The 24,663-nt window shown below is 35.8% G+C and carries 26 protein-coding genes and 1 riboswitch; of the genes, 2 read left to right on the top strand and 24 right to left on the bottom strand.

Annotated features, from left to right (window positions below; genetic code table 11):
* Positions 1-77: 77 nt before the first annotated feature.
* The 15 genes from IGJ24_RS05330 to mgtA form a co-directional block, all read right to left on the bottom strand.
* The gene (locus IGJ24_RS05330; RefSeq protein ID WP_002388066.1) at positions 78-833 is read right to left on the bottom strand and encodes an ABC transporter permease; all 756 of its coding nucleotides are present in this window, start codon (positions 831-833) and stop codon (positions 78-80) included.
* Positions 805-1,506, bottom strand: a complete 702-nt coding sequence (locus IGJ24_RS05325) for an ATP-binding cassette domain-containing protein (RefSeq protein WP_438775365.1) — start codon at positions 1,504-1,506, stop codon at positions 805-807. Before IGJ24_RS05325 ends, IGJ24_RS05330 begins: the two co-directional genes overlap by 29 nt.
* Positions 1,484-1,693: an ATP-binding cassette domain-containing protein gene (locus IGJ24_RS05320; RefSeq protein WP_438775364.1), complete on the bottom strand. Its 210-nt coding sequence runs from the start codon at positions 1,691-1,693 to the stop codon at positions 1,484-1,486. Before IGJ24_RS05320 ends, IGJ24_RS05325 begins: the two co-directional genes overlap by 23 nt.
* Positions 1,677-2,927 (bottom strand): radical SAM/SPASM domain-containing protein, encoded by a 1,251-nt coding sequence (locus tag IGJ24_RS05315; RefSeq protein WP_002406332.1) that lies wholly within the window; start codon positions 2,925-2,927, stop codon positions 1,677-1,679. The genes IGJ24_RS05320 and IGJ24_RS05315 overlap by 17 nt, the downstream gene beginning before the upstream one ends.
* Positions 2,920-3,561: a hypothetical protein gene (locus IGJ24_RS05310; protein WP_010819950.1), complete on the bottom strand. Its 642-nt coding sequence runs from the start codon at positions 3,559-3,561 to the stop codon at positions 2,920-2,922. The genes IGJ24_RS05315 and IGJ24_RS05310 overlap by 8 nt, the downstream gene beginning before the upstream one ends.
* Positions 3,545-4,075 (bottom strand): S16 family serine protease, encoded by a 531-nt coding sequence (locus IGJ24_RS05305; protein WP_016615759.1) that lies wholly within the window; start codon positions 4,073-4,075, stop codon positions 3,545-3,547. The genes IGJ24_RS05310 and IGJ24_RS05305 overlap by 17 nt, the downstream gene beginning before the upstream one ends.
* Positions 4,076-4,137: 62 nt before the next feature.
* Positions 4,138-4,281: a hypothetical protein gene (locus tag IGJ24_RS05300; protein WP_002384628.1), complete on the bottom strand. Its 144-nt coding sequence runs from the start codon at positions 4,279-4,281 to the stop codon at positions 4,138-4,140.
* 169 nt (positions 4,282-4,450) lie between these two features.
* Entirely contained in the window at positions 4,451-5,353 is a 903-nt protein-coding gene (locus IGJ24_RS05295; protein ID WP_002419808.1) for a helix-turn-helix domain-containing protein, read from the bottom strand.
* A 104-nt stretch (positions 5,354-5,457) separates the two neighbouring features.
* Positions 5,458-6,624: a molecular chaperone DnaJ gene (gene dnaJ, locus IGJ24_RS05290; RefSeq protein ID WP_002361704.1), complete on the bottom strand. Its 1,167-nt coding sequence runs from the start codon at positions 6,622-6,624 to the stop codon at positions 5,458-5,460.
* A gap of 54 nt (positions 6,625-6,678) precedes the next feature.
* Positions 6,679-6,801: a hypothetical protein gene (locus IGJ24_RS05285; RefSeq protein WP_002357824.1), complete on the bottom strand. Its 123-nt coding sequence runs from the start codon at positions 6,799-6,801 to the stop codon at positions 6,679-6,681.
* A gap of 114 nt (positions 6,802-6,915) precedes the next feature.
* The gene (gene dnaK / locus IGJ24_RS05280; RefSeq protein WP_002357825.1) at positions 6,916-8,745 is read right to left on the bottom strand and encodes a molecular chaperone DnaK; all 1,830 of its coding nucleotides are present in this window, start codon (positions 8,743-8,745) and stop codon (positions 6,916-6,918) included.
* Positions 8,746-8,804: 59 nt separating this feature from the next.
* Complete coding sequence (gene grpE, locus IGJ24_RS05275; RefSeq protein ID WP_002357827.1) at positions 8,805-9,344, bottom strand: nucleotide exchange factor GrpE; 540 nt, start codon at positions 9,342-9,344, stop codon at positions 8,805-8,807.
* A 54-nt stretch (positions 9,345-9,398) separates the two neighbouring features.
* The gene (gene hrcA / locus IGJ24_RS05270) at positions 9,399-10,442 is read right to left on the bottom strand and encodes a heat-inducible transcriptional repressor HrcA (RefSeq protein ID WP_002357828.1); all 1,044 of its coding nucleotides are present in this window, start codon (positions 10,440-10,442) and stop codon (positions 9,399-9,401) included.
* 217 nt (positions 10,443-10,659) lie between these two features.
* A complete protein-coding gene (gene hemW / locus IGJ24_RS05265; RefSeq protein WP_174125797.1) occupies positions 10,660-11,808 on the bottom strand; it encodes a radical SAM family heme chaperone HemW in 1,149 nt (382 codons plus the stop codon).
* Positions 11,809-12,051: 243 nt separating this feature from the next.
* A complete protein-coding gene (gene mgtA / locus IGJ24_RS05260; protein ID WP_174125737.1) occupies positions 12,052-14,712 on the bottom strand; it encodes a magnesium-translocating P-type ATPase in 2,661 nt (886 codons plus the stop codon).
* Positions 14,713-14,825: 113 nt separating this feature from the next.
* Positions 14,826-14,996: riboswitch (M-box (ykoK) riboswitch) on the bottom strand.
* A 252-nt stretch (positions 14,997-15,248) separates the two neighbouring features.
* On the opposite strand from mgtA, the gene IGJ24_RS05255 reads away from it, so the two are divergent.
* Together IGJ24_RS05255 and IGJ24_RS05250 are read left to right on the top strand one after the other, a co-directional pair.
* Positions 15,249-16,124, top strand: a complete 876-nt coding sequence (locus tag IGJ24_RS05255; RefSeq protein WP_002382245.1) for a LysR family transcriptional regulator — start codon at positions 15,249-15,251, stop codon at positions 16,122-16,124.
* Between the two features lie 23 nt (positions 16,125-16,147).
* Entirely contained in the window at positions 16,148-17,035 is an 888-nt protein-coding gene (locus IGJ24_RS05250; RefSeq protein ID WP_002357832.1) for a LysR family transcriptional regulator, read from the top strand.
* 61 nt (positions 17,036-17,096) lie between these two features.
* Here the strand turns inward: IGJ24_RS05250 and IGJ24_RS05245 are convergent, their stop codons facing one another.
* The 9 genes from IGJ24_RS05245 to IGJ24_RS05205 all read right to left on the bottom strand — a co-directional run bounded on the left by IGJ24_RS05245 (position 17,097) and on the right by IGJ24_RS05205 (position 24,661).
* Positions 17,097-18,245 carry an FtsW/RodA/SpoVE family cell cycle protein gene (locus tag IGJ24_RS05245; protein WP_104859697.1) on the bottom strand — a complete coding sequence of 383 codons (1,149 nt, stop codon included), beginning with the start codon at positions 18,243-18,245 and terminating at the stop codon, positions 17,097-17,099.
* Positions 18,211-19,386 carry an FtsW/RodA/SpoVE family cell cycle protein gene (locus tag IGJ24_RS05240; protein ID WP_002377695.1) on the bottom strand — a complete coding sequence of 392 codons (1,176 nt, stop codon included), beginning with the start codon at positions 19,384-19,386 and terminating at the stop codon, positions 18,211-18,213. The genes IGJ24_RS05245 and IGJ24_RS05240 overlap by 35 nt, the downstream gene beginning before the upstream one ends.
* Before the next feature lie 158 nt (positions 19,387-19,544).
* On the bottom strand, positions 19,545-19,805 hold the full coding sequence (locus IGJ24_RS05235; protein ID WP_104859699.1) for a DUF2087 domain-containing protein: 261 nt from the start codon (positions 19,803-19,805) through the stop codon (positions 19,545-19,547).
* A gap of 25 nt (positions 19,806-19,830) precedes the next feature.
* Complete coding sequence (locus IGJ24_RS05230; RefSeq protein WP_142957195.1) at positions 19,831-20,172, bottom strand: DUF1048 domain-containing protein; 342 nt, start codon at positions 20,170-20,172, stop codon at positions 19,831-19,833.
* Between the two features lie 3 nt (positions 20,173-20,175).
* The gene (locus IGJ24_RS05225) at positions 20,176-20,499 is read right to left on the bottom strand and encodes a PadR family transcriptional regulator (RefSeq protein WP_010775788.1); all 324 of its coding nucleotides are present in this window, start codon (positions 20,497-20,499) and stop codon (positions 20,176-20,178) included.
* Between the two features lie 391 nt (positions 20,500-20,890).
* Positions 20,891-21,487 carry a GNAT family N-acetyltransferase gene (locus IGJ24_RS05220; RefSeq protein ID WP_174125739.1) on the bottom strand — a complete coding sequence of 199 codons (597 nt, stop codon included), beginning with the start codon at positions 21,485-21,487 and terminating at the stop codon, positions 20,891-20,893.
* Complete coding sequence (ribF, locus tag IGJ24_RS05215) at positions 21,487-22,437, bottom strand: riboflavin biosynthesis protein RibF (protein WP_002375028.1); 951 nt, start codon at positions 22,435-22,437, stop codon at positions 21,487-21,489. Before ribF ends, IGJ24_RS05220 begins: the two co-directional genes overlap by 1 nt.
* A gap of 25 nt (positions 22,438-22,462) precedes the next feature.
* Positions 22,463-23,383 (bottom strand): tRNA pseudouridine(55) synthase TruB, encoded by a 921-nt coding sequence (truB, locus tag IGJ24_RS05210; protein WP_174125740.1) that lies wholly within the window; start codon positions 23,381-23,383, stop codon positions 22,463-22,465.
* A gap of 153 nt (positions 23,384-23,536) precedes the next feature.
* The gene (locus IGJ24_RS05205) at positions 23,537-24,661 is read right to left on the bottom strand and encodes an SH3 domain-containing protein (protein WP_289865762.1); all 1,125 of its coding nucleotides are present in this window, start codon (positions 24,659-24,661) and stop codon (positions 23,537-23,539) included.
* Positions 24,662-24,663 lie beyond the last annotated feature (2 nt).

Here is a 24,663-nt window from a genome sequence, read left to right as displayed (position 1 = left end):
TCGTAAAATGTTTGGAAATAAAAAAGCTCTTAAAAGTTTACTTTTCAATAAACTTTTAAGAGAGTCAGCTTATTCTGTTAATATCTACGATCTACACCTGCAGATTTACTCTTGTCATAAATACTATCAAACGCTAAAATTCCTAAAGTCAGATAACTAACAGAAATAATAATAAATAATAGATATTCTCCACTAGAAATTGCTTCACCTTGAATCAAGGTTTGACTAATTTTGATTCCTTTAGTAATAGGTAGTAATTGACCTATTTTTTGAAGCCAATTAGGTAATAATCCCAGAGGAAAAATCGCACCTGATAAAATCATTATTCCATATGAAATAATCGACTCAAAAGAAGCTGTTTTAGTAAACTTTAACGTTAGGCCACACAAAAGCATCGTAAACCCAAGAATTCCGAGACTTGCAATAAAAAAAATAGGAACCAAGAGCATATGGAAGCCTAAAGTTAAATTTAAAATCACTTTTAAAATAATAAGTGCTACAAGAACTTTCACTAAATTAACGACACCCCAAATACTCGAACGAATTAAAATTAGTTTTTTCAAACCGATTGGTTGAATCATTAATTGTTCCAAAACACCCATTTGTTTTTCACTAGAAGTTGAAACTGAGGCTTCGCCAATTAAACTACTTAATAAAAACCAATAGACAAATCCAATATAAAAAGAGCTTTCCGACGTGTTTCCGCTCATTAATCCCATACCAATAAAAATAAAAATCGTAATCACTGTACTCACAATTTGGTCAGGGTAATACATTTTAATTTCAAATAAATATTTACGAAGTTCACCAACGAATGCTTGTAGAATTTTCATGATAAACCTCCCTTAAAATTTCTTCAATGTTTTTCTTACGTTTTTCAAATCTATTAATTTGGTACCCTTGTTTGATTAAATTTTGTAGTTCTAGCTGTGCTGTTTCCTCTCCTTCAAGAATTATTTCTTTTGAGGGTTCTCCTAAAAAATTAAAAACTATTTCATACATATCAGATTCAAATTGTTTTATAAAGGTCGAATAGCTACCATAATATAATTGCTTACCGTTATTTAACAACAAGACTCGATCTGACAAGGTTTCTAAAACATCCGCTTGATGGGAGGTTAAGACAATTGTTTTTTGCTCTTGGTGCGCTAATTCTTCAATAATTGCCATAATTTCTTTATTTGACTGAAAATCTAAACCTAAGGTTGGTTCATCTAAAAATAAAATATCTGTTTCTTTAACTAACGCACAAATAATGGCTAATTTTTGTTGCATACCTCGTGAATAAGCTCCTGCCGGTTTGTGAATAGCTTGTTGCAACTGAAAGCGTTGGACCCATTGATGAACTTTTTGTTTTTCCTTCTTGTATGATTTTCCAGATAAACTTAGAAAATAACGAATATTTTCTATCCCGGATAAAAAAGGGTAGATATTGTCTACTGATTCCAAAACTGCTCCCATTTTGCTATATAGCTGAGCAGAATTATTTTTTTTTAATTCCAGCATATTTTACTTCTCCCTTGGTCGCATAGATCATTCCCAACAGAATTTTAATCAAGGTTGATTTACCTGCGCCATTCTTACCAAGAATCACAAAAATTTCTCCTTTATTAATTGCAAAAGATAAATCTTCAAAAATGAGTTCTTGTCCAAATTTTTTAGTGAGGTTCTGACATTTAATCACTTCTTCCATTAAGATACATCCTTTCTGAAAATTCATGCACTAGAGGGATAGAATTACTCTCAAATGAATTTTTGGGGCATTTAAACGTTTTACTGAATCTCTTATAATAGCAACCCCCATCACAAACAGGTAAAAACTTACATTCTATACAGTCCTCTAAAGATTCATTTTTATTAATCTCTTGCGAACGGATAAAATCAAACATGAATTCACCATATTCTCTTACATGTACTTGTTGAAATTGTTTTAAACCTACTGCTTCTATACATGAATAAAGATAACCATTTGCTCCAATAATAAAATTATTTTTTTGAAACATGCTGCATCCTAAAAATATATCTCTATAAAATGGTTCGTATGTATATCCCTCTTCCAGTGCTATTTTGTGTACTTCGTACCAATGAGTATCTTCTTTTAAAGTATATTCATACTGTTCATCTTTAGTATCTATGACATCACTAAATATAAGTGGATAGGTAATATTTTGTACTTTTAATTGTTGAATTAATTCAGGAATAGAATCTACATTTTCAGCATTTAGATTACAATTAATTTGAATGTTAATATCTGGATATTTTTCATTTAATAATGCTATGTTCTCCAAAATTTTATCAAAGCTACCACTTCCGTGTTTCGAAACACGAAAATTATCATGTATTAACCTCGGACCATCTAATGTAATCATAAGCTCTTTCAGACCTAAATCGTACAATCTTTGGTATTTTCTCCCCATTATAGTACCGTTAGTAACCATATTGAAATGAGTTCGCTCCCTAGGTACACTCAAAGTTTTCATAATATTTTCAATTGATTTTGAATGAAGCATGGGTTCCCCTCCGATAAAACAAATATCCACTTGTTCTGGTTGGATGTCGTTTACAGAAACATTTATAAAATTAACAACCTCGTTAACTGTAACTTCTGTCATTACTTCTTTCTCTGGAATAACATTCTGATAACAATAACTACACTTTAAATTACAATCATAATTTAAATGAACGACATATCGTGCAACTTTGTCTGAAAATAAATATGAATTTCTTACAGGATTCAACAGTTCTTCTTTGTCAGATTTACATGTTTTATTCATATAAAACTGATGTTCTAATTCTGGATACATGGAGTCTCTATTTTCGTTATCAATGAGCATATGTTGTTTTGTTAACATATTGTAAAGCGCAGTCTGACTTTTATTTATCCTAGTTTTTACAACATACTTACTAAGTCTTTCCAATTTATTCATCCCTCTCCAACACAGCTTTATATTCATCCCTTATATTATTGTATATTGATATTTTACTTTCATTAAATTCTTGACAAATATCTTTATTGCTAAGCATAGTTTTGAAAAAGCCAAACGTTACTTGCAATGAAGGAAACATACCAAATAAAAAAAGTAATTCCTCAGGGTAATCATATATTTGCTTGCAGTCATTATATTTTTTTACAAAAAAATTTTTATTGTTTTTCAGTTTTAATGTAGAACTATTTCTGATAAATAGATTAAAGTTTTCAAAATGATATTCATCAGTTTCAAAAGTCATTTCTATGCATATATTTTTATATAAATTATATGTTTTACAAATTTTATTCAATTCTTTCAAATCATTGATATTTTCAATTTTTATGAAATAATTATTTTCAAAAAAGCGAGAATTGTATATGTACTCCAAATAATTTTCTTCTTTATATTTTTTTTGAACTAATATACCATTTGCAACTAGCTTCTCCACTAATTCCAAATCATATTTCACCCAATCATCAATTCTATTCCATAGTTGATAAGGAACTTCAAAAACAGTGAGAGAAAAATAATTTATTATTCTTACAGTTTCTTTTCCTCTTTCTACAAATATATAATTAGATTTTTTCAACATGAGAAGCCCTCATTTCTATTATAGACAAAGTGTCATAAATATTATCACAACTTAATTCATCGCTATAACGTAACACTTCATTACCTTCTTTAGGTATAACAAATAAAGAAAAATTTTCTTTTCTAAAAAATTTTCTTTTCTCCTCCAAACCACCAATTTCTTTGACATTTCCCCTCAAATCAACATCTCCAGTTACTAAAAATGTAAAATCGCTATTTATTAGCTTCATTTTGGTGTGATACTTCTGATAATATAATATTGCCATAAAAATCCCAAGAGACGCCGAAGGTCCATCTTTAAATATATCATTATTAGTAAAATGGATATGAAAGTCTTTTATTTCATTTAAACCAAACTTCTGTTTATTATTTTTAAGCAATGTTTTCGCTATAAATACTGAATCTTTTATTTGCGAACCTACTAACCCTGTAATTACAGTAGTATCTGACTGGGCAATCTGAATTTCAAAATATTCTACAAATCTATCTTCAGAAATTGCAGGAACATAAAACATTTTTAATTCCTCCTTTAAAAAAAACTCACTATAAAATAAAGATTTTATAGTGAGTTTTTTGATTAAATGTGTATATTTACTTGACGTTGAGTTTTTGCGCAGCAAGAATATACTTTCGAAAGATTACTTACCTCTTTCTTGACTTTACTTTTTGTGTTTTCCATCACTTTCTTTTCTACCATCGAAATTTCTGACATTTTTTTCATTACCCAATCCTCCTAAAAAAATATATTTTAATTAGGTTAAATACCTAATTATTCAATGTATAAACAATCCACCATTCATTTCCCATAATAAATCTCCTTTCTTTGTAACATAATACACAAGAATGATTTAATTAAAAATGACTTTTTTGTCCTTGACTATAAACACAATTTAAGGCATAATTATTTTTTTGTCTTTCTCCCATTCATCTAATATTTTTTCTTTTAATAGGTAATCACTTAATAACTCAGCTATATTTATTGCAGTCAAGTATTTATTATCAGCTTTGCCCAAATTTTTGTTAACAACTACTTCATATTTTCCTTCTAACATTTCCCATATTGCCCAGTTATTTAACCAGTGAGCCTGCTTTCTTATTTGCTTAGAAAATTTGATTATATTGTATAAATCCTCATATCTTTTTTTTCTAAAACAAATACTAGCAACGGAAGTGAAAACTCCATCCAAAATAACAAGCTCTAAATCATACAAGTAATTGATACTACAGATTAATTTTTTTAATATTTTACTAAATTCACCTTCATTCCATCCGTAACTATGGAGCATCTCAAAATATATCTTTGAAAGTAATAATTCGTTAATACCATAAACTTCAGGTTCTATTAATCTTTTAAAATTATTTTTCAAAAGATTTTCCATGTAGTCTACATTTTTAGTTACTACAGTACTTATTATTGAACTTTCTAATTCAATAGTTAGTTGTTCTTCTAACGGAAGATCAAAAAAATACTTTTCATATATTAACTCTAAAATCCCTTCTTTATATTCTAACCTTTCCAAGCTACCTATCACAGGGTACGTTTTAAAAACTTTATGTTTTAATTTTAAATAGTCTCTAGGCAGTTCACTTTTTTGTTCAATTAAATTTACTACAGCCACATTTAATTGCTTCGCTATAAAGTTTAGTACACTAATCGTAGTGTTTGCGTTTTCATTTTCTATTCTAGTTAATTGCCTGACAGAAAGTTTACTTTCATCTTCACAGAGGGATTCTCTAGATAATCCTTTTTTACACCTCAACATCTGGATATTTTTACCAATATCTAGCACCATAATATTCACCCTTTTTTCTCATCGTAATATAACTTTATTCAAATGTAAAGGAAAAATAAACCCAGCAAGCCACGAAATATTCATGACTTACTGGGTTGTCTCTTTTATTTTTTCTTCTTACCGCCAAACGCATCTTTCATTTTATCAAAGAAGCCTTCTTCTTGTTGTTCAGTTACATTTTGTCCGCCAGCTTTTGCAAAAGCTCGTAGGGCATCCTTTTGTTCTTCATTAAGATTTTTTGGTGTTATTAATTTCACTTTCACGTGTTGATCACCATTGCCCCCACCACGTAAACGTGGCGCACCTTTGCCTCTTAAGCGGAAGTTTGTGCCAGTTTGTGTTCCAGCCGGAATTTTTAATTTCACGTCACCATGAACAGTTGGTACAGTTACTTCGTCCCCTAGAGCCGCTTGGACAAAACTTACTGGTAAATCATAGTAGATTTCTGCGCCATCTCGATCGAAAATATCACTATCTTCAACACGAAAGACTACATATAAATCACCATATGGCCCACCATTGGTACCCGCTTCTCCTTGGTTAGCTAAGCGCATTTGTTGGCCGTCTTCTACTCCAGCAGGCACATTTACTTTGACAGTATGTGCTTTTTTCTCATGACCTGTGCCATGACAAGTTGGACATGGTTCTTTAATTTCTTTCCCTGTGCCATGACACACATCACAAGTTTGACGACTCATCATACGACCTAATGGCGTTTGACGTTCAACATTGATTGTTCCAGAGCCATGACATTTATGACAAGTTTCTGGGTGTGTGCCTGGTTTGGCGCCATTACCGCCACAGGTTGCACAAGTATCTTCTCGATTGTACTTAATCTCTTTTTCGACACCGAAAATAGCTTCTTCAAATTTCAATTGAATTGTATATTGTAAATCGGCGCCTTGTCTTGGTGCATTTGGATCAACAGAACGGCCACCGCCGCCAAAGAATGAATCGAAAATATCTTCGAATCCACCAAAACCACTACTGCTAAATCCGCCGCCACCGAAACCGCCAAAGCCACCAGCGCCGCCACCGTAATTAGGATCAGTTCCTGCATGGCCATATTGGTCATAGGCCGCTTTTTTCTGTGGATCACTTAATACTTCATACGCTTCAGAAACTTCTTTAAATTTTTCTTCCGCATCGGCTTCTTTGTTAATATCTGGATGGTACTTTTTGGAAAGTTTGCGGTATGCTTTTTTAATTTCATCATCTGAAGCACCTTTTGCTAATCCTAGCACTTCATAATAATCTCGTTTCGTCGCCATTGACTTCCCTCCAACTTTCTTCAAACTTTACAATGTGTTTAGAACCAGCCAAATTCATCGATTGCTTTCGGTCTCTCTGGTTGGATTATCTGTCACACCTTGAATCAGTGTTACTAGCTGTGAATAGGTATTTTCAGCTTGTTTAACATCGTTGTAATCATACCACAGTTCTTTCAAAACCTAAATAGTTTCTTGCAAACTTGATTGTGGTTGATTTTCTCACAAAAGACAAGGGACTGGGACATTAGTCATTGTACTAATGATCCAGTCCCTAAAATCAATTGTTATTGATTATTTGTCATCACCATTTACTTCTTCAAAATCAGCATCAACAACATCATCAGCGCCACCTTGGGCAGCTTCAGGATTTTCTTGTGCTTGTTGTTGCGCAGCTTGTTCGTAAAGTTTTACTGTTAAGTTTTGGACGATTTCATTCAATGAATCACGTTTTGCTTTCATTTGTTCGATATCGTTTGCTTCGATGGCTGCTTTTAATTCATCACGCGCATCTTCTGCTTTTTTCACTTCTTCAGCATCTACTTTGCCTTCTAATTCTTTCAATGTTTTATCAACAGTGAATAATAAAGCATCTGCATCGTTACGTAAGTCAACTTCTTCTTTACGTTGTTTATCTGCTTCAGCGTTTGCTTCAGCATCTTTCACCATACGTTCGATTTCATCATCAGATAAACCTGAAGAAGATTTAATCGTGATTGTTTGTTCTTTTTGAGTGCCTAAGTCTTTCGCACGAACATTTACAATCCCGTTTTTATCAATGTCAAAGCTTACTTCAATTTGTGGCACACCACGAGGAGCCGCAGGAATATCTGTTAATTGGAAACGACCTAATGTTTTATTATCAGCGGCCATTGGACGTTCACCTTGTAAAACGTGAATATCAACAGCTGGTTGATTGTCAGCAGCAGTTGAGAAGACTTGTGATTTACTTGTTGGAATCGTAGTGTTACGATCAATTAATTTTGTAAATACGCCACCCATTGTTTCAATCCCTAATGACAACGGTGTTACGTCTAATAAGACGACGTCTTTAACATCACCAGTGATTACGCCACCTTGGATGGCAGCACCCATTGCTACTACTTCGTCAGGGTTAACTGATTTGTTTGGTTCTTTGTTTGTTTCTTTGCGAACAGCTTCAACTACAGCTGGAATACGTGTTGAACCACCAACTAGGATAACTTCGTCGATTTCAGAAGGATTTAATCCAGCATCTTTCAAGGCTTGACGTACTGGTACTTTTGTACGTTCAACTAAATCACTTGTTAATTCATCAAATTTTGCACGAGTTAAGTTCATTTCTAAGTGCAATGGTCCTGCTTCGCCAGCAGTAATAAATGGCAAGCTGATTTGTGTGCTTGTTACACCTGATAAGTCTTTTTTCGCTTTTTCAGCAGCATCTTTCAAACGTTGTAATGCCATTTTATCGTTAGCTAAGTCAATGCCATTTTCTTTTTTGAATTCTGCAACCATGTAGTCAATAATCTTATTATCAAAGTCATCCCCACCTAGGTTGTTATCACCTGCTGTTGATAATACATCGAAAACGCCATCGCCTAATTCAAGGATTGACACGTCGAATGTACCACCACCAAGGTCAAAGACAAGAATTTTTTCATCTTTGTCTGTTTTATCTAAACCATAAGCTAAAGCTGCTGCTGTTGGTTCGTTAACGATCCGTTCTACTTCTAAGCCAGCAATTTTACCAGCATCTTTTGTTGCTTGACGTTGCGCATCGTTGAAATATGCAGGAACTGTAATAACTGCTTTTTCAACTTTTTCACCTAAATAGTCTTCAGCAAAACCTTTTAAATATTGTAAGATCATTGCAGAAACTTCTTGTGGTGTATATGATTTTCCTTCAACATCAACTTTGTAGCCAGCTTCACCCATGTGACGTTTAATAGATGAAATCGTGTTAGGATTTGTAACAGCTTGACGTTTTGCTACTTCGCCCACTTGAATTTCACCGTTTTTGAATGAAACGACCGAAGGAGTTGTGCGGTTACCTTCTGGGTTTGCAATAATTTTCGCTTCGCCGCCTTCTAGCACTGCGACAGCTGAGTTTGTTGTTCCTAAGTCAATACCAATAATTTTACTCATAGTGAATATCTCCAATCTGTATTAGTTTTCTATAATAATATATTTTTAATTAACATTTGTTATTGTGCAACAATGACCATTGATGGTCGTAACACACGATCTTGTAATTTGTACCCTTTTTGTAGAACTTCAACAATGGTATCTGCTGGGGTTTCTTCAGAAGCAGGGACTGTTTGAACGGCTTGATGTAAATTTGGATCAAAGGTTTCACCCATTGCTGGGATTTCTTCAATTCCTTCTTCTTTTAAAGCCACAGTAATACTTTCTAGCACCATCGAAATACCTTTTTTCAAGCTTTCACCTTGTTCATCTGATACTTCAATGGCCATTGCTCGTTCTAAATTATCAATAGATGGTAAAATCTTTTTACCTAAATCTTGTGAGCGGTAACGAACTAATAATTCTCGTTCGTTTTTATTTCGATTGCTCATATTAGCAATTTCGGCTCTTGCCCGCAAGAACTTGTCTTCCATTTCGGAAAGCTCTGCTTTAAGATTTTCAATCTCTGTTGCTTCAACTTCTACTTCAGAAACGCCAGCAGCATCAACAGCTTCCATTTCTTCTTGTAATTCTTCTTGCTTCTCTTCTTTTTTACTCACTTCAGCAACTTCCTTTCTCTTTATGCATCTACTTCTTATCCTAACAAGGTTTGCTTAATTACCTAAAAAACGGTAATAGTCACCTAGTTGTGAAGCTAGCTCATGTCGAAACGTGTCTACCAAACCGAATATTTTTGAATACGGCATACTGGTTGGTCCTAGCAGGGCAATTGTTCCTTTGCCATGTCCTGATACTTCATACGTAGCAGTGATCATGCTCATATCTTCTAAGAGATTGTTGCCAATTTCTGAGCCGATACGAAAAACAATTGGATTTTCTGTTGTTGCAGAACCATTTAATAAATGCGTCAGCTCATCAGAATTTTGCATAAAGGAATAGACAGATTTCAATTGTTCAATATCTTGTTTGATGCCAAAATCTAACAAATTCATGCGACCACCGACAAAGACTTTTTCTTCAAAGGCATGTCCTAACATCTCATCGAATAAGTTCATCATTCCTTCTGGCGTTTGGAAATAGCGATGTAAAATCATCGGAATCTCCGTCCGCAAACGATGATAAACGGTCAACAAAGGTTGTCCAACCAACTTATCATTGATGATTTGTGTCATTTTTTCAAGATCTTGGCTAGAAACAGCGGCAGGAATGGCAAATACTTGGTTTTCAACATTGCCTTTATCTGTCACTATAATAGCAAGGACTTGCCGATCATTCAAAGGAACCATTCGAAAGCCGGTTAATTTCCGTTCTTTCACTTCAGGTCCTAATGAAAAAGCAGTATAACTTGTCAATTCTGATAGAATTTCAGCTGATTGTCGAATAATATCATTAATCTCATGAAATTCTTTTCCAAAAGATTGACGGATTCTTCTAAGTTCGTTCTCTTCTACTTGTGTTGGTTGTAAAAGATGATCCACGTAGTAACGATAACCAGCCATTGAGGGGATTCGCCCTGAAGAAGAATGGGTCTTAGCTAATAAGCCGTATTCTTCTAATGCTTTCATATCATTACGAATTGTGGCAGAACTAGAGGCAATGCCATCCTCCATCAATTTCTTAGAACCGACAGGTAAGCCCGTGTTCGTGTAATTTTGGATGATAAGTCTCAAGATATTTTGTTGTCTTTCTGTAATCATCGTTATTACCACCCTTCATTAGCACTCTTAACATCTAAGTGCTAACTACATATACTAATATAACAAGTCCTTACCTTTTTGTCAAGGGAAATACGCAACTTTTTAGCACTCTTCACGCAAGAGTGCTAATCGCTGCAAACCACCTTCAAAAACCATCAATACCAACTTTTGTAATAAAAAAACCATCGAAATGCTTTGTCACACTTCGATGATTTTTTTACTCTTTTTCACTTAACAAAAATGCTTCAAAAACATTATTCCCCACAAATAGTCCTTTTTTCGTTAAACGTAAGATATCTGCTTCTTCAATTAATAATTCTTCATTGATTAAGCGTTGAATGACCTCTCCATAAATTGCTTCAATTGGTTCATGAAATTTTTGTTGGAATTTTTGTTTAGAAATGCCTACTTTTTTACGTAAGCCTAAAAATAGCTCTTCTTCTATTTGATTTAGACGAGTTAATTCTTCAGTCTCCACAATTGGCAATTGATTTTCTCGCAAGGGTTTCAAATAATGTTGGATTGGGCCGTGATTTTTGTAACGAGTTTGCCCAAGATAGCCGCTGGCACCTGCGCCAAATCCATAGTAGTGGTCATTATTCCAATAAGCTAGATTATGCTGGCTTTCTTTTCCTGTTAAAGCAAAATTACTGACTTCATATTGGTGACGTCCTTTTTTCTCCATTGCTTCAATCGTTTCGTCAAACATTTGTGCTTCGATTTCTTCTTCAGGCAGCTGTAAACGCCCTTGACGAACCCAGTTCATGAACATTGTTTTATTTTCAAGAATTAATGAATAAAGCGAATAGTGTGGCAAGTCCAATGCTAAGGCTCTTGTCAAAGTATCGCGAAAACTTTCCAATGTTTGTCCAGGTAAAGCATAGATTAAGTCAATACTGACATTGGTAAAATTTTCTTTTTCTAAAAATTTCATTGTTTCATAAACATCTGCGGCGGTGTGCTTGCGACCGATTTTTTTGAGCAAACGATCATCAAATGTCTGAACGCCCATCGAAAGACGATTGACGCCATAGTTTTTCATGACTTGTAATTTTTCTTGGGTTAAATCACCAGGGTTTGCTTCCACCGTAAATTCATTTCGGTCATCAAATGTTAGCTGTTCGCGAACCCCATTTAGTAGCACATCTAACTGTTTCGCTGATAATGAAGTTGGCGTGCCTCCGCCAATATAGATTGTTTTCATTTCTTGTTCTGGATACAATGCTTGCGTAAGTTGAATTTCTTTTAATAAACTCTGAATATATTCATCAACTGGTTGTCCTTCTAAAAAGACCTTGTTAAAATCGCAATAATAACAAATATGCTCACAAAATGGAATATGAATATAGGCCGACCGATCGAACATCGGCGTTGAAGTTGAAAGTTGGTTTGTTTTGGTCATTAGCTCGTTTTATCTCCTTATTACCAAAAAGCTCGTTCTTTTTGGAAAGTCTCTACTAGCCATACTAACTGTAAATGACAAATAAATCCATAAAAAAATTCGCACAGTCACTTAAAACAACAACGAGGAGCTGTCATAAAAACCGACACCTCCTCAACCTTGAAAGAAAAGTAAAAAAATTTTTCTATATATAATAGTACAAATCAGTTACAGTAATTGACCGTAACGTTTGACGTATATAACTTTAATGAACGCAACCAGTGCTAAATAAGCAACAATTGTCGGGATTAAATACAAGAAATAGCTTGGTGATAAACCGACAAATCCTAGTTCTGCACCGAAAGCGGTAAAAGGTAAAACAGTTCCGAGAACAATCCCTGCTGTAGTGACTAACGTCATAATTCCAGAAGCACTACTTTGAAGGAAAGGCATTTTTTCTGTTCGTAGGAAATGCAAGACGAGCATTTGGGACCATAAGGACTCAATGAACCACCCTGCATGGAAAATACCGATAAAGAGCAATTGATCTGCTCCATTTAATTCAAAGAATGAGCCACCTAGGATAGCCGGACACACAATGAAATACATAAATAAATAGGTAACAATATCAAAAATAGAACTCGTTGGGCCAAACCAACGCATAAAATTACCAATTGATTTTGGTTCCCATTTTTTTGGTTTTTCTACGTATTCTTCATCTACTTTGTCCCAAGGAACTGACATGCACGAAGTATCGTAAATTAGATTTAATAATAGCGATTGAATCGGAGCAATCGGTAAAAATGGTAAAAAGATACTTGCTGGGATCACGGAAAAAACATTGCCAAAATTAGAACTTGCTGTTAATTTGACGTACTTCATCGTGTTCGTAAACACGCGCCGTCCAGATAAAATTCCTTTTTCCAAAACCATTAAATCTTTTCTCAATAAAATTACATCCGCCGATTCTTTCGCCACATCGACAGCTGTATCAACAGAGATTCCTACATCAGCAGCACGCATTGCTCCAGCATCATTTATTCCATCACCTAAAAAGCCAACAGTTTGACCATTTTCAGTTAACGCATTTACAATACGAACTTTTTGGTCAGGCGTAATTTTGGCGAAAATATTATACGCTTGAACGGTTTTTCTTAATTCTTCTTGGTTTAATTGTTGAAGTTCATTTCCTGTAATAATTTTTTCGCCAGCCAGACCAACTTCTTTACAAACAGAATGCGTCACATACTGATTGTCCCCCGTTAATACTTTCACAGCTACATTATGTTGATGCAAGGCGTGAATAGCTGCCGCTGCTGTTTCTTTTGGCGGATCCAAGAAGGCAAGATAACCTTGTAAAATCAACTCTGATTCATCTTTAGTTGTATACTCCCATTCAGCCGCTTCGACTTTTTTATCGGCAATTGCTAGAACGCGCAAACCATCTCGATTTAAAGCTTCAACGTCTTTGGTAATTTTTTGACGTAGCGTCTCTGTTAAGGGCACAATTTCGCCATTTAAAAGTACCTGTGTGCAGACCAAGAGCATTTCTTCAACCGCCCCTTTGGTAATTAAGCGTGTTTCTCGCGTTTTAAACTCTTTGATAATCACACTCATTCGACGTCGATTGAAATCGAAAGGAATTTCATCTACTTTATAAAAATCATCTGATTGTATATCACTTTCTTGCGTCGCCGCTTGAATAACGGCGTTATCCATTAAATTACGCAAGCCCGTTTGAAAATAACTGTTTAGAAATGCTAAATCCAAGACTTTTTGATCTTCTTGGCACCCAATATTATAGTGGTATTCTAAAATTACTTTATCTTGTGTTAAGGTACCTGTTTTATCCGTACAAAGTACATCCATCCCGCCAAAATTTTGAATGGCATTGACATTTTTCATAATCGTGCCTTCTTTAGCCATTTCTCGAGAACCTTTGACTAAATTGGTTGTTACAATCATAGGTAACATTTCTGGTGTCAAGCCGACAGCTGTGGCAATCGCGAACATTAATGCTTCCACCCAATCGCCTTTTGTTAACCCATTAATTAGAAAAACAGTCGGCGTAATGACCAACATAAAGCGAATCAGCACCCACGTTGTTTTATTAATTCCTGTTTCAAAACTCGTCTGCTGCTGCTCTTCTCCGTTATCAGAAGCCATCCGTCCGAATAAAGTTTGATTACCAACTTTAATGACAATGCCTAAACCAGTGCCACTAATTACATTTGTTCCTAAAAACAAAAGATTGTCGTATTCTGTATCAATTTGATCACTATCTTTTTGATGAGTCGCGTGTTTTTCAATGGGAAAACTCTCTCCAGTCAGGGATGATTGGGAAACAAATAAGTCCTTAGATTGGATTAAACGTAAATCGGCTGGAATCATATCGCCAGCGGATAGTTGGACTAAGTCGCCACACACAACTTCCTCAATAGGAATTTCCATTTGCTTCTTGTCACGAATGACTGTCGCTGTAACTTTAATCATATTTTGTAATTTTTCAACTGCATTGCTTGATTTGACTGATTGAACAAAACTCATCGTGCCGCTTAAGATGACCATCGCTAACATAATTAACACGCCAGTAACATCTTTTTCCTCTGGCGCAGCATAGACATATTCTGTAAAAAATGAAATCGTGGCTAGTGCTAATAACACCAAAGTAAACGGCGTGATATACGATTTTATAAAAAGTCGCAGCCGTGAAGCTTTTTTTTCATTCATAATTTTGTTGCGGCCATAACGTTCTTGTAATTCTTCAATATCTTGGTGTTTAATGCCATCCCAAGTTGAGCCGAAACGTTGTAAAACTTTTTCTACTTCTGAATGGGCAAACTTTTTGTAACTATAGTCATGGCCCAAGTGACGCATTTTCTTTTCCATTTTCTTTCACCTCATTTATCTGTTGTTGACTTGAATTGACGATCGGTTCATCTTCCATTTTCCTCACCCTTTCCACAAAAAAAGACACGCTGAAAACTCAACGTGTCAAAGAATAATCGTTCTTATCGTTGAGCTTTAGCACTATACAACGTAAAAAGCGATTGCTTTTAGCTACCTTAAGAAAAGCCTTCATTCGACAGTTCCTGTTCTACCCATTGGCGTCTCTCGACATTTTTGGGCAGTAGCCTATGTTTGTATAGGAGCCTCACCTAACAAATCTTATTTAATTACAACAGCAAGTATAATTCTTCCTTGAAAAAATAACGATATAGAAAAAGTTTTTAGCAGATAACTTTTTGTCCCTTCAGTAACAAAAAGAAAAATAATCCGCTTATTTACTATGGTTTTCTGGTATGATTCGTATTTATTCATAGAATCATAACTGGTTAAATTAATCTAAAGACCGTCAGATAGCCTTGTCGAGAAGCTTTTCTTCTGCTATTTTTTGTATAGTTAAAGAAACGGCGGTGAGGAAAATGAAATTACAACAACTAGAATATTTTATGGCAGTTTCAAAGTATGCGAGTTTTACTTTAGCTTCTCAAAAGCTCCATACGAGTCAACCTTATTTAAGTACCCAGCTCAAGGAGTTGGAACGTGAATTAGGTGCTTCATTAATTTTAAGAGACAAGAAACATTGTCGGCTTTCTCCAGCAGGCGAAGTCGTCGCCAAGCGAACAGAAATGATTTTTGCACTCATTAAGGAAGCGCAAGAAGAGATTAATGAATTAGTGACCCAAGGATCGACAACGACCATTCGGATTGGAACAAACTTAATTGATATAGATAAAGCATTTGGTGAAGTCTTGTTGTTATTTAATCAATCCTATCCGTATGTAAGTATTGATTTTAAGTATTATTACGATCTTGAAACAGCCTTGGAAACAGATTTAATTGACATTGGGATTGGGATATTTTTGGATACCTCGATTCCATTAGAGAAAGAATTAATTTATACAGAAAGCTATCTCCTTTGTGTCAATAAAAATCATCCTTTAGCCCATGCCGATAGCGTAACGATTGACGAAATTCGTTCTTTACCTTTTGCTGCATATTCCGATCAAGTATATGAAAAAAAAGTGTTTAAACGTTGGGAACGTAAAATCAATTGGGAAAATCGGCAAATCGTCATCGAACTTCCTTCTCTTCATTTAGTCTTAGACATGGTCCAACGAGAAAAAGCCTGTAGCATCCTTCCCTATTCACTCACTGATGAACTAAACAGACGTAACTTAGTTGGTATTCCTCTGGAAGATAGTCCAGAACGAGCCATCTATTTAGTTCAGAATAATCATCACGGACATTGTGAAGCACACCGTTATTTATTTGAACAATTACGTTATTTATTCTAGGAATAGAAAAAGGAGGAATTCCCATGGAACTATTTCGTTTACATTATTTTTTAGAGTTATGCAAAGTGAAACAATTTACTAAAGCAGCCGAAAATTTAGCAATTTCTCAAGCTGCATTAAGTAAGCAAATAAAAATTCTTGAAGCAACGTTAGGCGCGGAACTTTTTAATCGCCAAGGTCAAACTACCACCTTAACACCAGCTGGATTAATTTTAGAAAAATATTGTTGGCGCATCACCAATGAGTTGGTCTCAATTGAAGAAGAGCTAAAAGAAATTAATCATTCTTCCAACCATATTTATGTAGCCACTTATCTCTGTGATTTAGAATATAAATTGAATGACTTACTAATGACAACATTAACGGATCGTTCATCCAACTTACAAGTCCATACTATTATTACAGAAAATATTCTTCAATCCTTGGAAACAATGGATGCAGATTTTGGTATTTCCTTTGCTGACTTACCATTACCTGAACATATTGGTAAAATTGATTTATTTACAGCAAATTATCAATTCATTTTAAGAAACGATCATCCAGCTTTGGCAAAAGCTACGACGGAAGAAATTTTAAAAGAACTAACAATGTACCCCTTCGTCCGTTTAAATACCGAATTTTCCGAGCAAAACAAATTAACCAATTGGCTAGATACTACGTTTTCTAATTTTTCTCCAGAGAAAGTCATTCAAGTGGATACTCTTTCACTTATTACTCACTTGGTGTCTCATTCCGATAGTTTCGCTATTGTCCCCGAATACACAAATATTCAACTTTTAGACAATTCGATCCATACACTAACTTACCAAGAACTACCTAAACGAAACATGGCAGTTTATTATTTAAAAGAACGTTACATGAGTCGACAACTTCAACAACTTTTGGCTGAATGCCAAAAACAATTTCAATAGTAAAAACCAAGACTAGAGCTTGTCGGCAAGCGAGTTCCAGTCTTGGTTTTTATTTGTGTTTTCAGGTAGTGGCTTCTCTTCCTTTGACAAATCCTAAAGAAGTGATAGCCATCACTAACGAAGTGCCTCCTTGACTTAAAAACGGAAGCGGAATACCTTTTAACGGCAACAGTCCAATCACCGCACCGATATTCTCCACCGTTTGAAAGACCAGCGAAAAAATAAGAGCGACACAGATGTACATACAGAAACGCGAATTGCTCCGCAAGCCAGCTACTAAAACTTGATAAAACAAGTAAAAATAGAGAAAAACAACGGTGGCACTGCCCACAAAGCCCCAGGCTTCCCCAATAAAAGTAAAAACCATATCAGACTCACGAACAGGAACATACACTTCAATCCCATGCACACCCTTGCCAAATAAACCACCCGAACCAATTGCCAATAAGCCTTGTACTTGTTGATAGGAGATTTTATCGACATAATCATAGGGATGAATCCATGCTAAAATTCGATCCAATTGATATTGTTTAAAATGTAAAAAGAAGAGTACTTTGTGCCCCCACTCTGTAAAGACTAACAGAATCAAGACCACGCCTAACGTTGCTAAAGCACTGAAAATAATGATTAAAATTTTGCGATCAATTCCTGAAATAACTAAAAGAGATAGAATAATCGTTACGAAAACAAGGGATGTCCCAAAATCTTTTTGTACCGCCATCAAGAAAAAAACAGGGACACTAACCGCAACGATTTTTTTTAGAAGTTGCTTGTCTGAACGCCATTTATCGGACCAGTCTTGTTGCTCATGTTGGACAATAATTTTTGCCAACATTAAAATAAACGCAATTTTCGCAATTTCTGATGGCTGAAATTTAATAAACCCTAAATCTAACCAGCGCTTTGTGCCCGTCAATAAATACATTCCTTTGTCATAGGAAAAATACAAAGCACTCATTAAGATTAATGAAAACCCATAGAAAAAAGGAGCTACTTTCCAAATAAACTTCTGTGACAGCCGACTAGCTAAAAACATGCCTGCATAGCCAACAAAAATAAAGAAGAGTTGTTTTAATGCTGGCACAGTTCCGTCTTTTCCTTCATTAACGGCAATCCAATATTGCACACCAGAAGATAAAAGTGTGAGTAAAAAAATGGGCAATAATAAATCATAATTAAGATGTAAGTTGAATTTTTTTGTATTGACCATTTAACTGCCGCCTTTCGTTTGCAATAATTTTAATGACGATTCCTAATGCCACTGAAAAGATTAAATAACTTGTCCCACCGTAACTAACAAACGGTAAAGGAATTCCCGTCATTGGAATCAAACCCAAAACGCCACCAATGTTAATCGCCGTTTGAGCTAAAATCAAGGTCCCGACCCCTAACAAAAACAAGCCGTAACAATGATTTTTTATTACACAACTACTCCGCAAAATCGAGGCCGCTAAAAATAACAAAAGAAATAGCAATAGTAAGCCGCCAATCAAACCAAGTTCTTCCACAATCACCGCAAAGATAAAATCGGTTTGACCTTCTGGCAAGCCACCTTTTTTTACCATACCATTGGCTAGTCCGGTGCCCCAAAACCCACCGTTATACATCGCCAAATAGGCCATTGAAGGCTGAAATCCGCGATCATGAAAGGATAAAAACGGATTTTTCAAAACAACTAAGCGGTCATACACATGCGCAAAAAAATGTGGTAAGTACTGGTGATCCCCTAGAAAAATAATTATTTTAGAAAGAAGCGCCGCGCTAGCAACGACAATCCCCGCAGCAATTACACTAAATTTTGCATGAATACTTGCTGAGAAAATCAAGACACTGCCAATAACTAAAATAAGAATAGCCCCGCCAACTTTGGGTTGGATCAAAACTAAAAATGCAACGACCAAAACAAACAGCCATTGTTTCCTTAACTGCTTCGTTGTCAAGCCATTTTCTTTTTCACCTAAATAACAACTCAAGTAATAAATAATCGCAAAATTACAAAGCTCTGATGGCTGAAATTGGATTCCAAAGAGAGAAATCCAACGTTGTGCGCCATTCGCTGCTACACCAAAAAAAGGTAGTCGAACCATTAACAGTAATAGTACCGAAACTAAAAGCAGTCCAATCGCAATTTTCTTATTAAATAACACTTCTAGTCGAACTTTGTAGATCACGAACATTAGCACCCAGCTGAGACACATAATAATACCTTGTTTAATAAACACAGCAGTGGGCTTCACGCCTTGCATCAGCAAGTCATAGCTACTGGCGCTATAAATCATTAACGCGCCAATAATACTTAATATAATAAAGGTCAAAAGAATTTTTGTTAGACCTAAAGTACGTAGATTCATTCTCTCACCTCTATCTTTTTCTAATTAAATCAATCTTACCAGTCTGAGTTAGAAAACAAATAGAGAGTTTTTTATAGAACTATTACTAAGCTTACATAACAAAAAGTAGCTAGACTTGGTTCATTTCACCTAGTTTCGCTACTTTTAAAAAAAGACATTTATATAATTTTTGTGTGTTGCTCACATTTCTGATAAATTTTTCCAAACTTATCTCTTTCTAAATACTGATAATCTACTAAATACCGTCTCAAAAGTGCATAATCTTCATAGATTTCTCTAAGTCGCTGATTGACTTCTTTTTCCGTATATTCTTTCCCAAATTCAAATTGGTTGGCCACACGTTGAAACTCTTGGACTTTTTTCGCATTTTTCTTGGGAATAACCAGCAACTTTCCTTCTTTAAAAAAATTTTCAACCATGTTTATTCTCCTTTTTTTGTTTTGACTATTGTTTAGAAAATTGATGATTCAGTTTTTCTTTCTGTTTATCAATCCATTTGCCAGCGACTTCATTGACAATTGTTTCAGCAAAATCACCTACTTTTTCTCCCGTAATATTTTTGATAGGTGTTCCGTTAGCAGCTCCTTCTTCAAACAAATCAAGTAAATCAGTCAACGCATTGAACATATTGGCTCCGCTATGATCTGAAAAATGCCATGCATATTTTTCAATTTCTTGAAATACTTGTCGATACTCTGCTGGTAATGCTGCAATCCGTCGTTTATATTCTTTGTACTCTTTTTTATCCCCAACAACTTTTTTGATCAACGCTTTAAAATTTGACATGCTCTATCCCTCCATTTTTTTCATCTTGTTTACTTGTTTTGAAAGCAACGTCCACCGCTGCCAAAAATCAGCGAGTTCTGCTTCTCCTGATGAGGTTAAGCGATAGAACTTCCGCATTGGTCCTTTTTCTGAAGGCTTTTTTTCAGCTATAACCCATTGATTTTTTTCTAAACGCAGTAAAATCGTATAAATGGTTCCTTCAACAATTTCAGTAAAACCTTGGTCATTTAAAATTTTTGTAATTTCATAACCATATGTTTCTTTCCTTTGGATGATGGCTAAAACTAAACCTTCTAAAATGCCTTTTAGCAACTCTGTCTGCTTCACTGCTTTTCCTCCCTAAACTACTCTTTAGTACTATGTACCACTACATAATAATACTGAGTACCGGTTCTGTCAACTACTTTGTAATAAAAAGTAGTAAAGGAGCGTGGGACAAAAATCACTTTGGATTTTTGCTCCACGCTCAAAAACTAATAAACGGCGGGAACAGAAGCAACACTACGCGTTGCTCCGATCTCAACAACTTCTAAGAGCTAAAGCGCTAAGAGTTGAAGGTCCTTCGGAAATAAGCCGAAATTGTTGAGAATCACGAAGAACGTAGTGATTCGATGATGAACAATACCTACTTGGTCTCCAAAAATTATAGAACAATTTTCGGAAATTCCTTCTTATTTCTCGGAGTTAAACACTTCTGTCCCGACCTCCTTATTATTCTTTATTCATTTATTCCGAGTTCTGCTTCAAAGGCTTCTAATTCTGCAGGGTGTGTTTCTGGATAAGCAAAGCATGTTGAAAAATGCCACTCCCCACCACTTGTGCCAAAATAACCTGGCAGTAATTCCAAAGCCAATAATGCTTCTGATGTTTCTTTTTCCGGTAACGTAATCTGAAAAGTAGTCGCTGGAACAAAACCGAACTTCGTATAGTAAGTTGGATGGCCCAGGATAATCAATCCGCCGATGCCTAATTCTTTGGCCTTCTGCACAGAATGCTTAATTAACGCTGAGCCTACGCCCGTGTTCTGTGCTTCTGGATGGACACTTAGCGGCCCAACGGTCAAAACAACCTTTTCTGTATGATCAGGTAATCGTAGTTTGGCTTTTGAAGACATAATATGACCCGTTAATTTTCCTTGATCAGTTTCTGAAACTAAGGACAACTCCGGAATAAAGTCGGCACTTTCTCTTAATAAATGCACGATAAAATGCTCTGTGGGACGCCAGTTTTCGGTCAAGTTTAATTCCTTGAACGCTTGATACGTTAAACGCTCTACAGCTTGATACTCTGCAGGTTTTTCTTGACGAATCTTCATTATTTGTCCTCAGATTGTTGGAAATAGTCAGCCGTATCTCGTTCATCTTGTTTTAATTGGTCGATCAAGGCTTCAGCCCCATTGAATTTCACTTGGTCACGTAAATAATGATTCCAACGAACCACCACTTGCTCACCATAGATGTCTTGATGGAAGTCCAAAATATAGACTTCCACGGTTAAATCGCGTCCTTCTCCAAAGGTGTCATTATGACCAATTGAGCCCATGCCGACATACCATTTGCCACCAACTTCGATTTGCACAGCATAGACGCCAATTCTTGGTAAGCGCACGGTGCTTTTCACTTTGACATTAGCGGTCGGGAAACCCAATAAACGGCCACGAGCATCGCCATGGACAACTGTTCCTTCTGTTTCATAAATATATCCTAACAACTCCGTGACCTCCTCCATTTCGCCGGCTTCCATTTTTTCGCGAATTCTTGTTGAGCTAATTTTGGCACCAGTCATTTCTTCTTTTGGTACTGTCACCACTTCAAAACGGCCTTGCGCATAAGTTGGTAACTGTTTGACTCCAGCGATTTCTTTAGGACCATACGTATAATCAAACCCAGAGACTGCCACTGCACTATTTAAATTAACGATATACTGATCGACAAAATCTTGCGGTTTTAATTGAGCAAACGCTGAAGTAAATTCGACAATATATAAAATATCAACGCCCAAGTTGGCCATTAGGCGTTCTTTTTGTTCCAAGCTAGTTAAATATTTCATATTTTCTGGTAAAACTTTTTGAAAAACGATTGATGGGTGTTGGTTGAAGGTCATCACAGCTAACTTCAAGCCTTTTTCCTCAGCAATCTTTTTACCTGTTTCAATTACTTTTTGGTGGCCTTTGTGAACACCGTCAAAGAAGCCTAGGACCATCACGACTTCGTCATTAGGAATTTGATTGGGTTCATAGGGATGATGTAGTTGAATAACTTGCATGTGCAAAAACTTCCTTCTTTTTTATTTAATTGTTCCGTAGAACTTTACTTGGTTTCAATAATTTATCATGCGTTGGGTGTGGCATGTATAAACTAACCACTTGATTTTGGTAAAATAAGGCGACTAAGGATTCTGGCATTGCCTTTATTCCTAATTCTTTTTTGTGCAAACGCATGCCATTTTTTACTTTTTGATACAATTCATCTGATAAATCAATTCGTGGGAATTGTTCTACTGCTGTCTCAATGGGCAACAGGCATTGATCGATTGTTTCAGCAGCCATTTGTTTGGCTACTTCTTCTAACGTTAAGCATTGCTCAGCTTGCAAACCGCCACTTGCCGTTCTCGTTAAATCCGACATATGGGCAGGATAGCCTAATTTTTTGCCAGTATCCACAGATAATGTCCGCACATAGGTTCCTTTGCCACAGACCACTTTAAACCGCCAACTTTGTGTTTGAGCGGATTCGTTAAAAATTGGTTCACTAGTACGTTCAAATGAATAAATCATAGCTTTTCGTTGGGGCCGTTCAACTTCTTCCCCATTCCGCGCATATTCATATAAACGTTTGCCATTGACTTTCACCGCAGAAAACATCGGTGGGATTTGTGTGATTTCACCTGTCATTTCGGCCATTGCTTGATCAATTTGTTCAGTTGACAAAGGTGTTGTAACTGGTTTTTTTTCAACAATTTCGCCACTAACATCTTCGGTTGTCGTAGCAAATCCAAGTGTAATTTCACCTTCATAGGTTTTGCCAGAATCTACCATGTATTCGATCACTTTCGTTCCTTTGCCAACGCAGATGGGTAAGACCCCTTCGACATCTGGATCTAGCGTACCACCATGACCAATTTTTTTGGTATGTAAAATTTTTCTCAATTTAAATACGCAGTCATGACTTGTCATGCCACGTTCCTTCCATAACGGTAAAATGCCGTCCATTATAGTTCCTCCAGTTCCGATAATACTAACTTTGTCATTATAGCATAAAAGTACCTAGCTTCGCAGTCTCCGTTGCTTATTCCCTTTGGCAAAATCTCTGTTAAATGCAAAAAAAGCCACAAACTCTGCTTTTATCAGAGTTTGTGGCTTTTTTTAGCTAGTAAATGATCCCCATGTATTCTGTGCGTTGCCATCGTTTGGTCCGATTGGCAAATAAATTCTCGCGCCTGTTGTATCTGTCCCACCAATAAAAACATACCCATCTGCAATATAAAACGCATCGTAATAAAAGCGAGTATTTTTGGGCCAAATACCATAAATGGGTGCTGACAGACTAGGTTGTCCTGCTCTTAAAACAATACCTTCGTCCACACCAATTAGAAATGATTTCTTCGTTTGCGGGCGCCAAAGTTCAGCAATGTCGCCGTCGTTCACATAACCTAACAAATGTCCGCTATTTTCAATACGGTAAAGGTTTTGTCGGTCGGGTAATTTCGCTGTAATTGTTCCTACTTGTGTCCAAAGTGCCTCTGCTGATAGATGTTCATTGATTAAAGCATCTGGTGTTGGATAGATTGAAGTGAAACGAATTGCTTGTCCTACTTGATATTTTGGCGCATTAGGTTTACCCGGCTGAATAATGACAGTCTCACCTGTTTCAGAAACGCCTGTTTGTAAATCTTGTGCCAACTGCGCTTTACTAATCCCCCAACGCGCTAAATAACCATAAGGATCTGTATGATCTCCCCACCAATTTTTTGTAATCCAATCATGAGTGACTATTCCATAACCTGTTCCATCGTCCAGCGAAAAATCAGCACCAATGTTCTGAGCCAAATCACGGGCCAAATTAACATAGGCAGCATAATCTTTTTTAAATGTCGCCGCATTATTCGTTCGAGCCAATTCGATTTGTGCATAGGCTTTTTGATTAGCTAAAGAACCTGCGCCATATTGAATTTGGCCAGCAGGAGCTAATTGTTTCACTCGTCCACCAGATCCGACAAAATATGAGACATAAGCATTTGACCAATTTCGTTTCATATAGGCTACTTCATTGTCTAAACTGTGTGGTCCTAGGTTCCGCTCGTTTCCTGATTCATGTAAAACAATTAATTCATTGCTTGCAGAGCCTGGAAAATAAGTAAAGTTGATTGGATCCGCTTCGATGGTGTAAGCGCAAGCCGTCATCGGAATCGTTAAACTTAAGCCAATCACTAAAGCAAGTTGAATCATTAATTTTTTAAACATAGCATACTCCTTTCTAAAAAAAGCCATGA

It is taken from the genome of Enterococcus sp. DIV0546, from assembly GCF_051712785.1.
Classification (GTDB): domain Bacteria; phylum Bacillota; class Bacilli; order Lactobacillales; family Enterococcaceae; genus Enterococcus; species Enterococcus faecalis.
The sequence above is the reverse complement of the archived record's forward strand: the minus strand, read 5'-3'. Positions and strand labels throughout refer to the sequence as shown.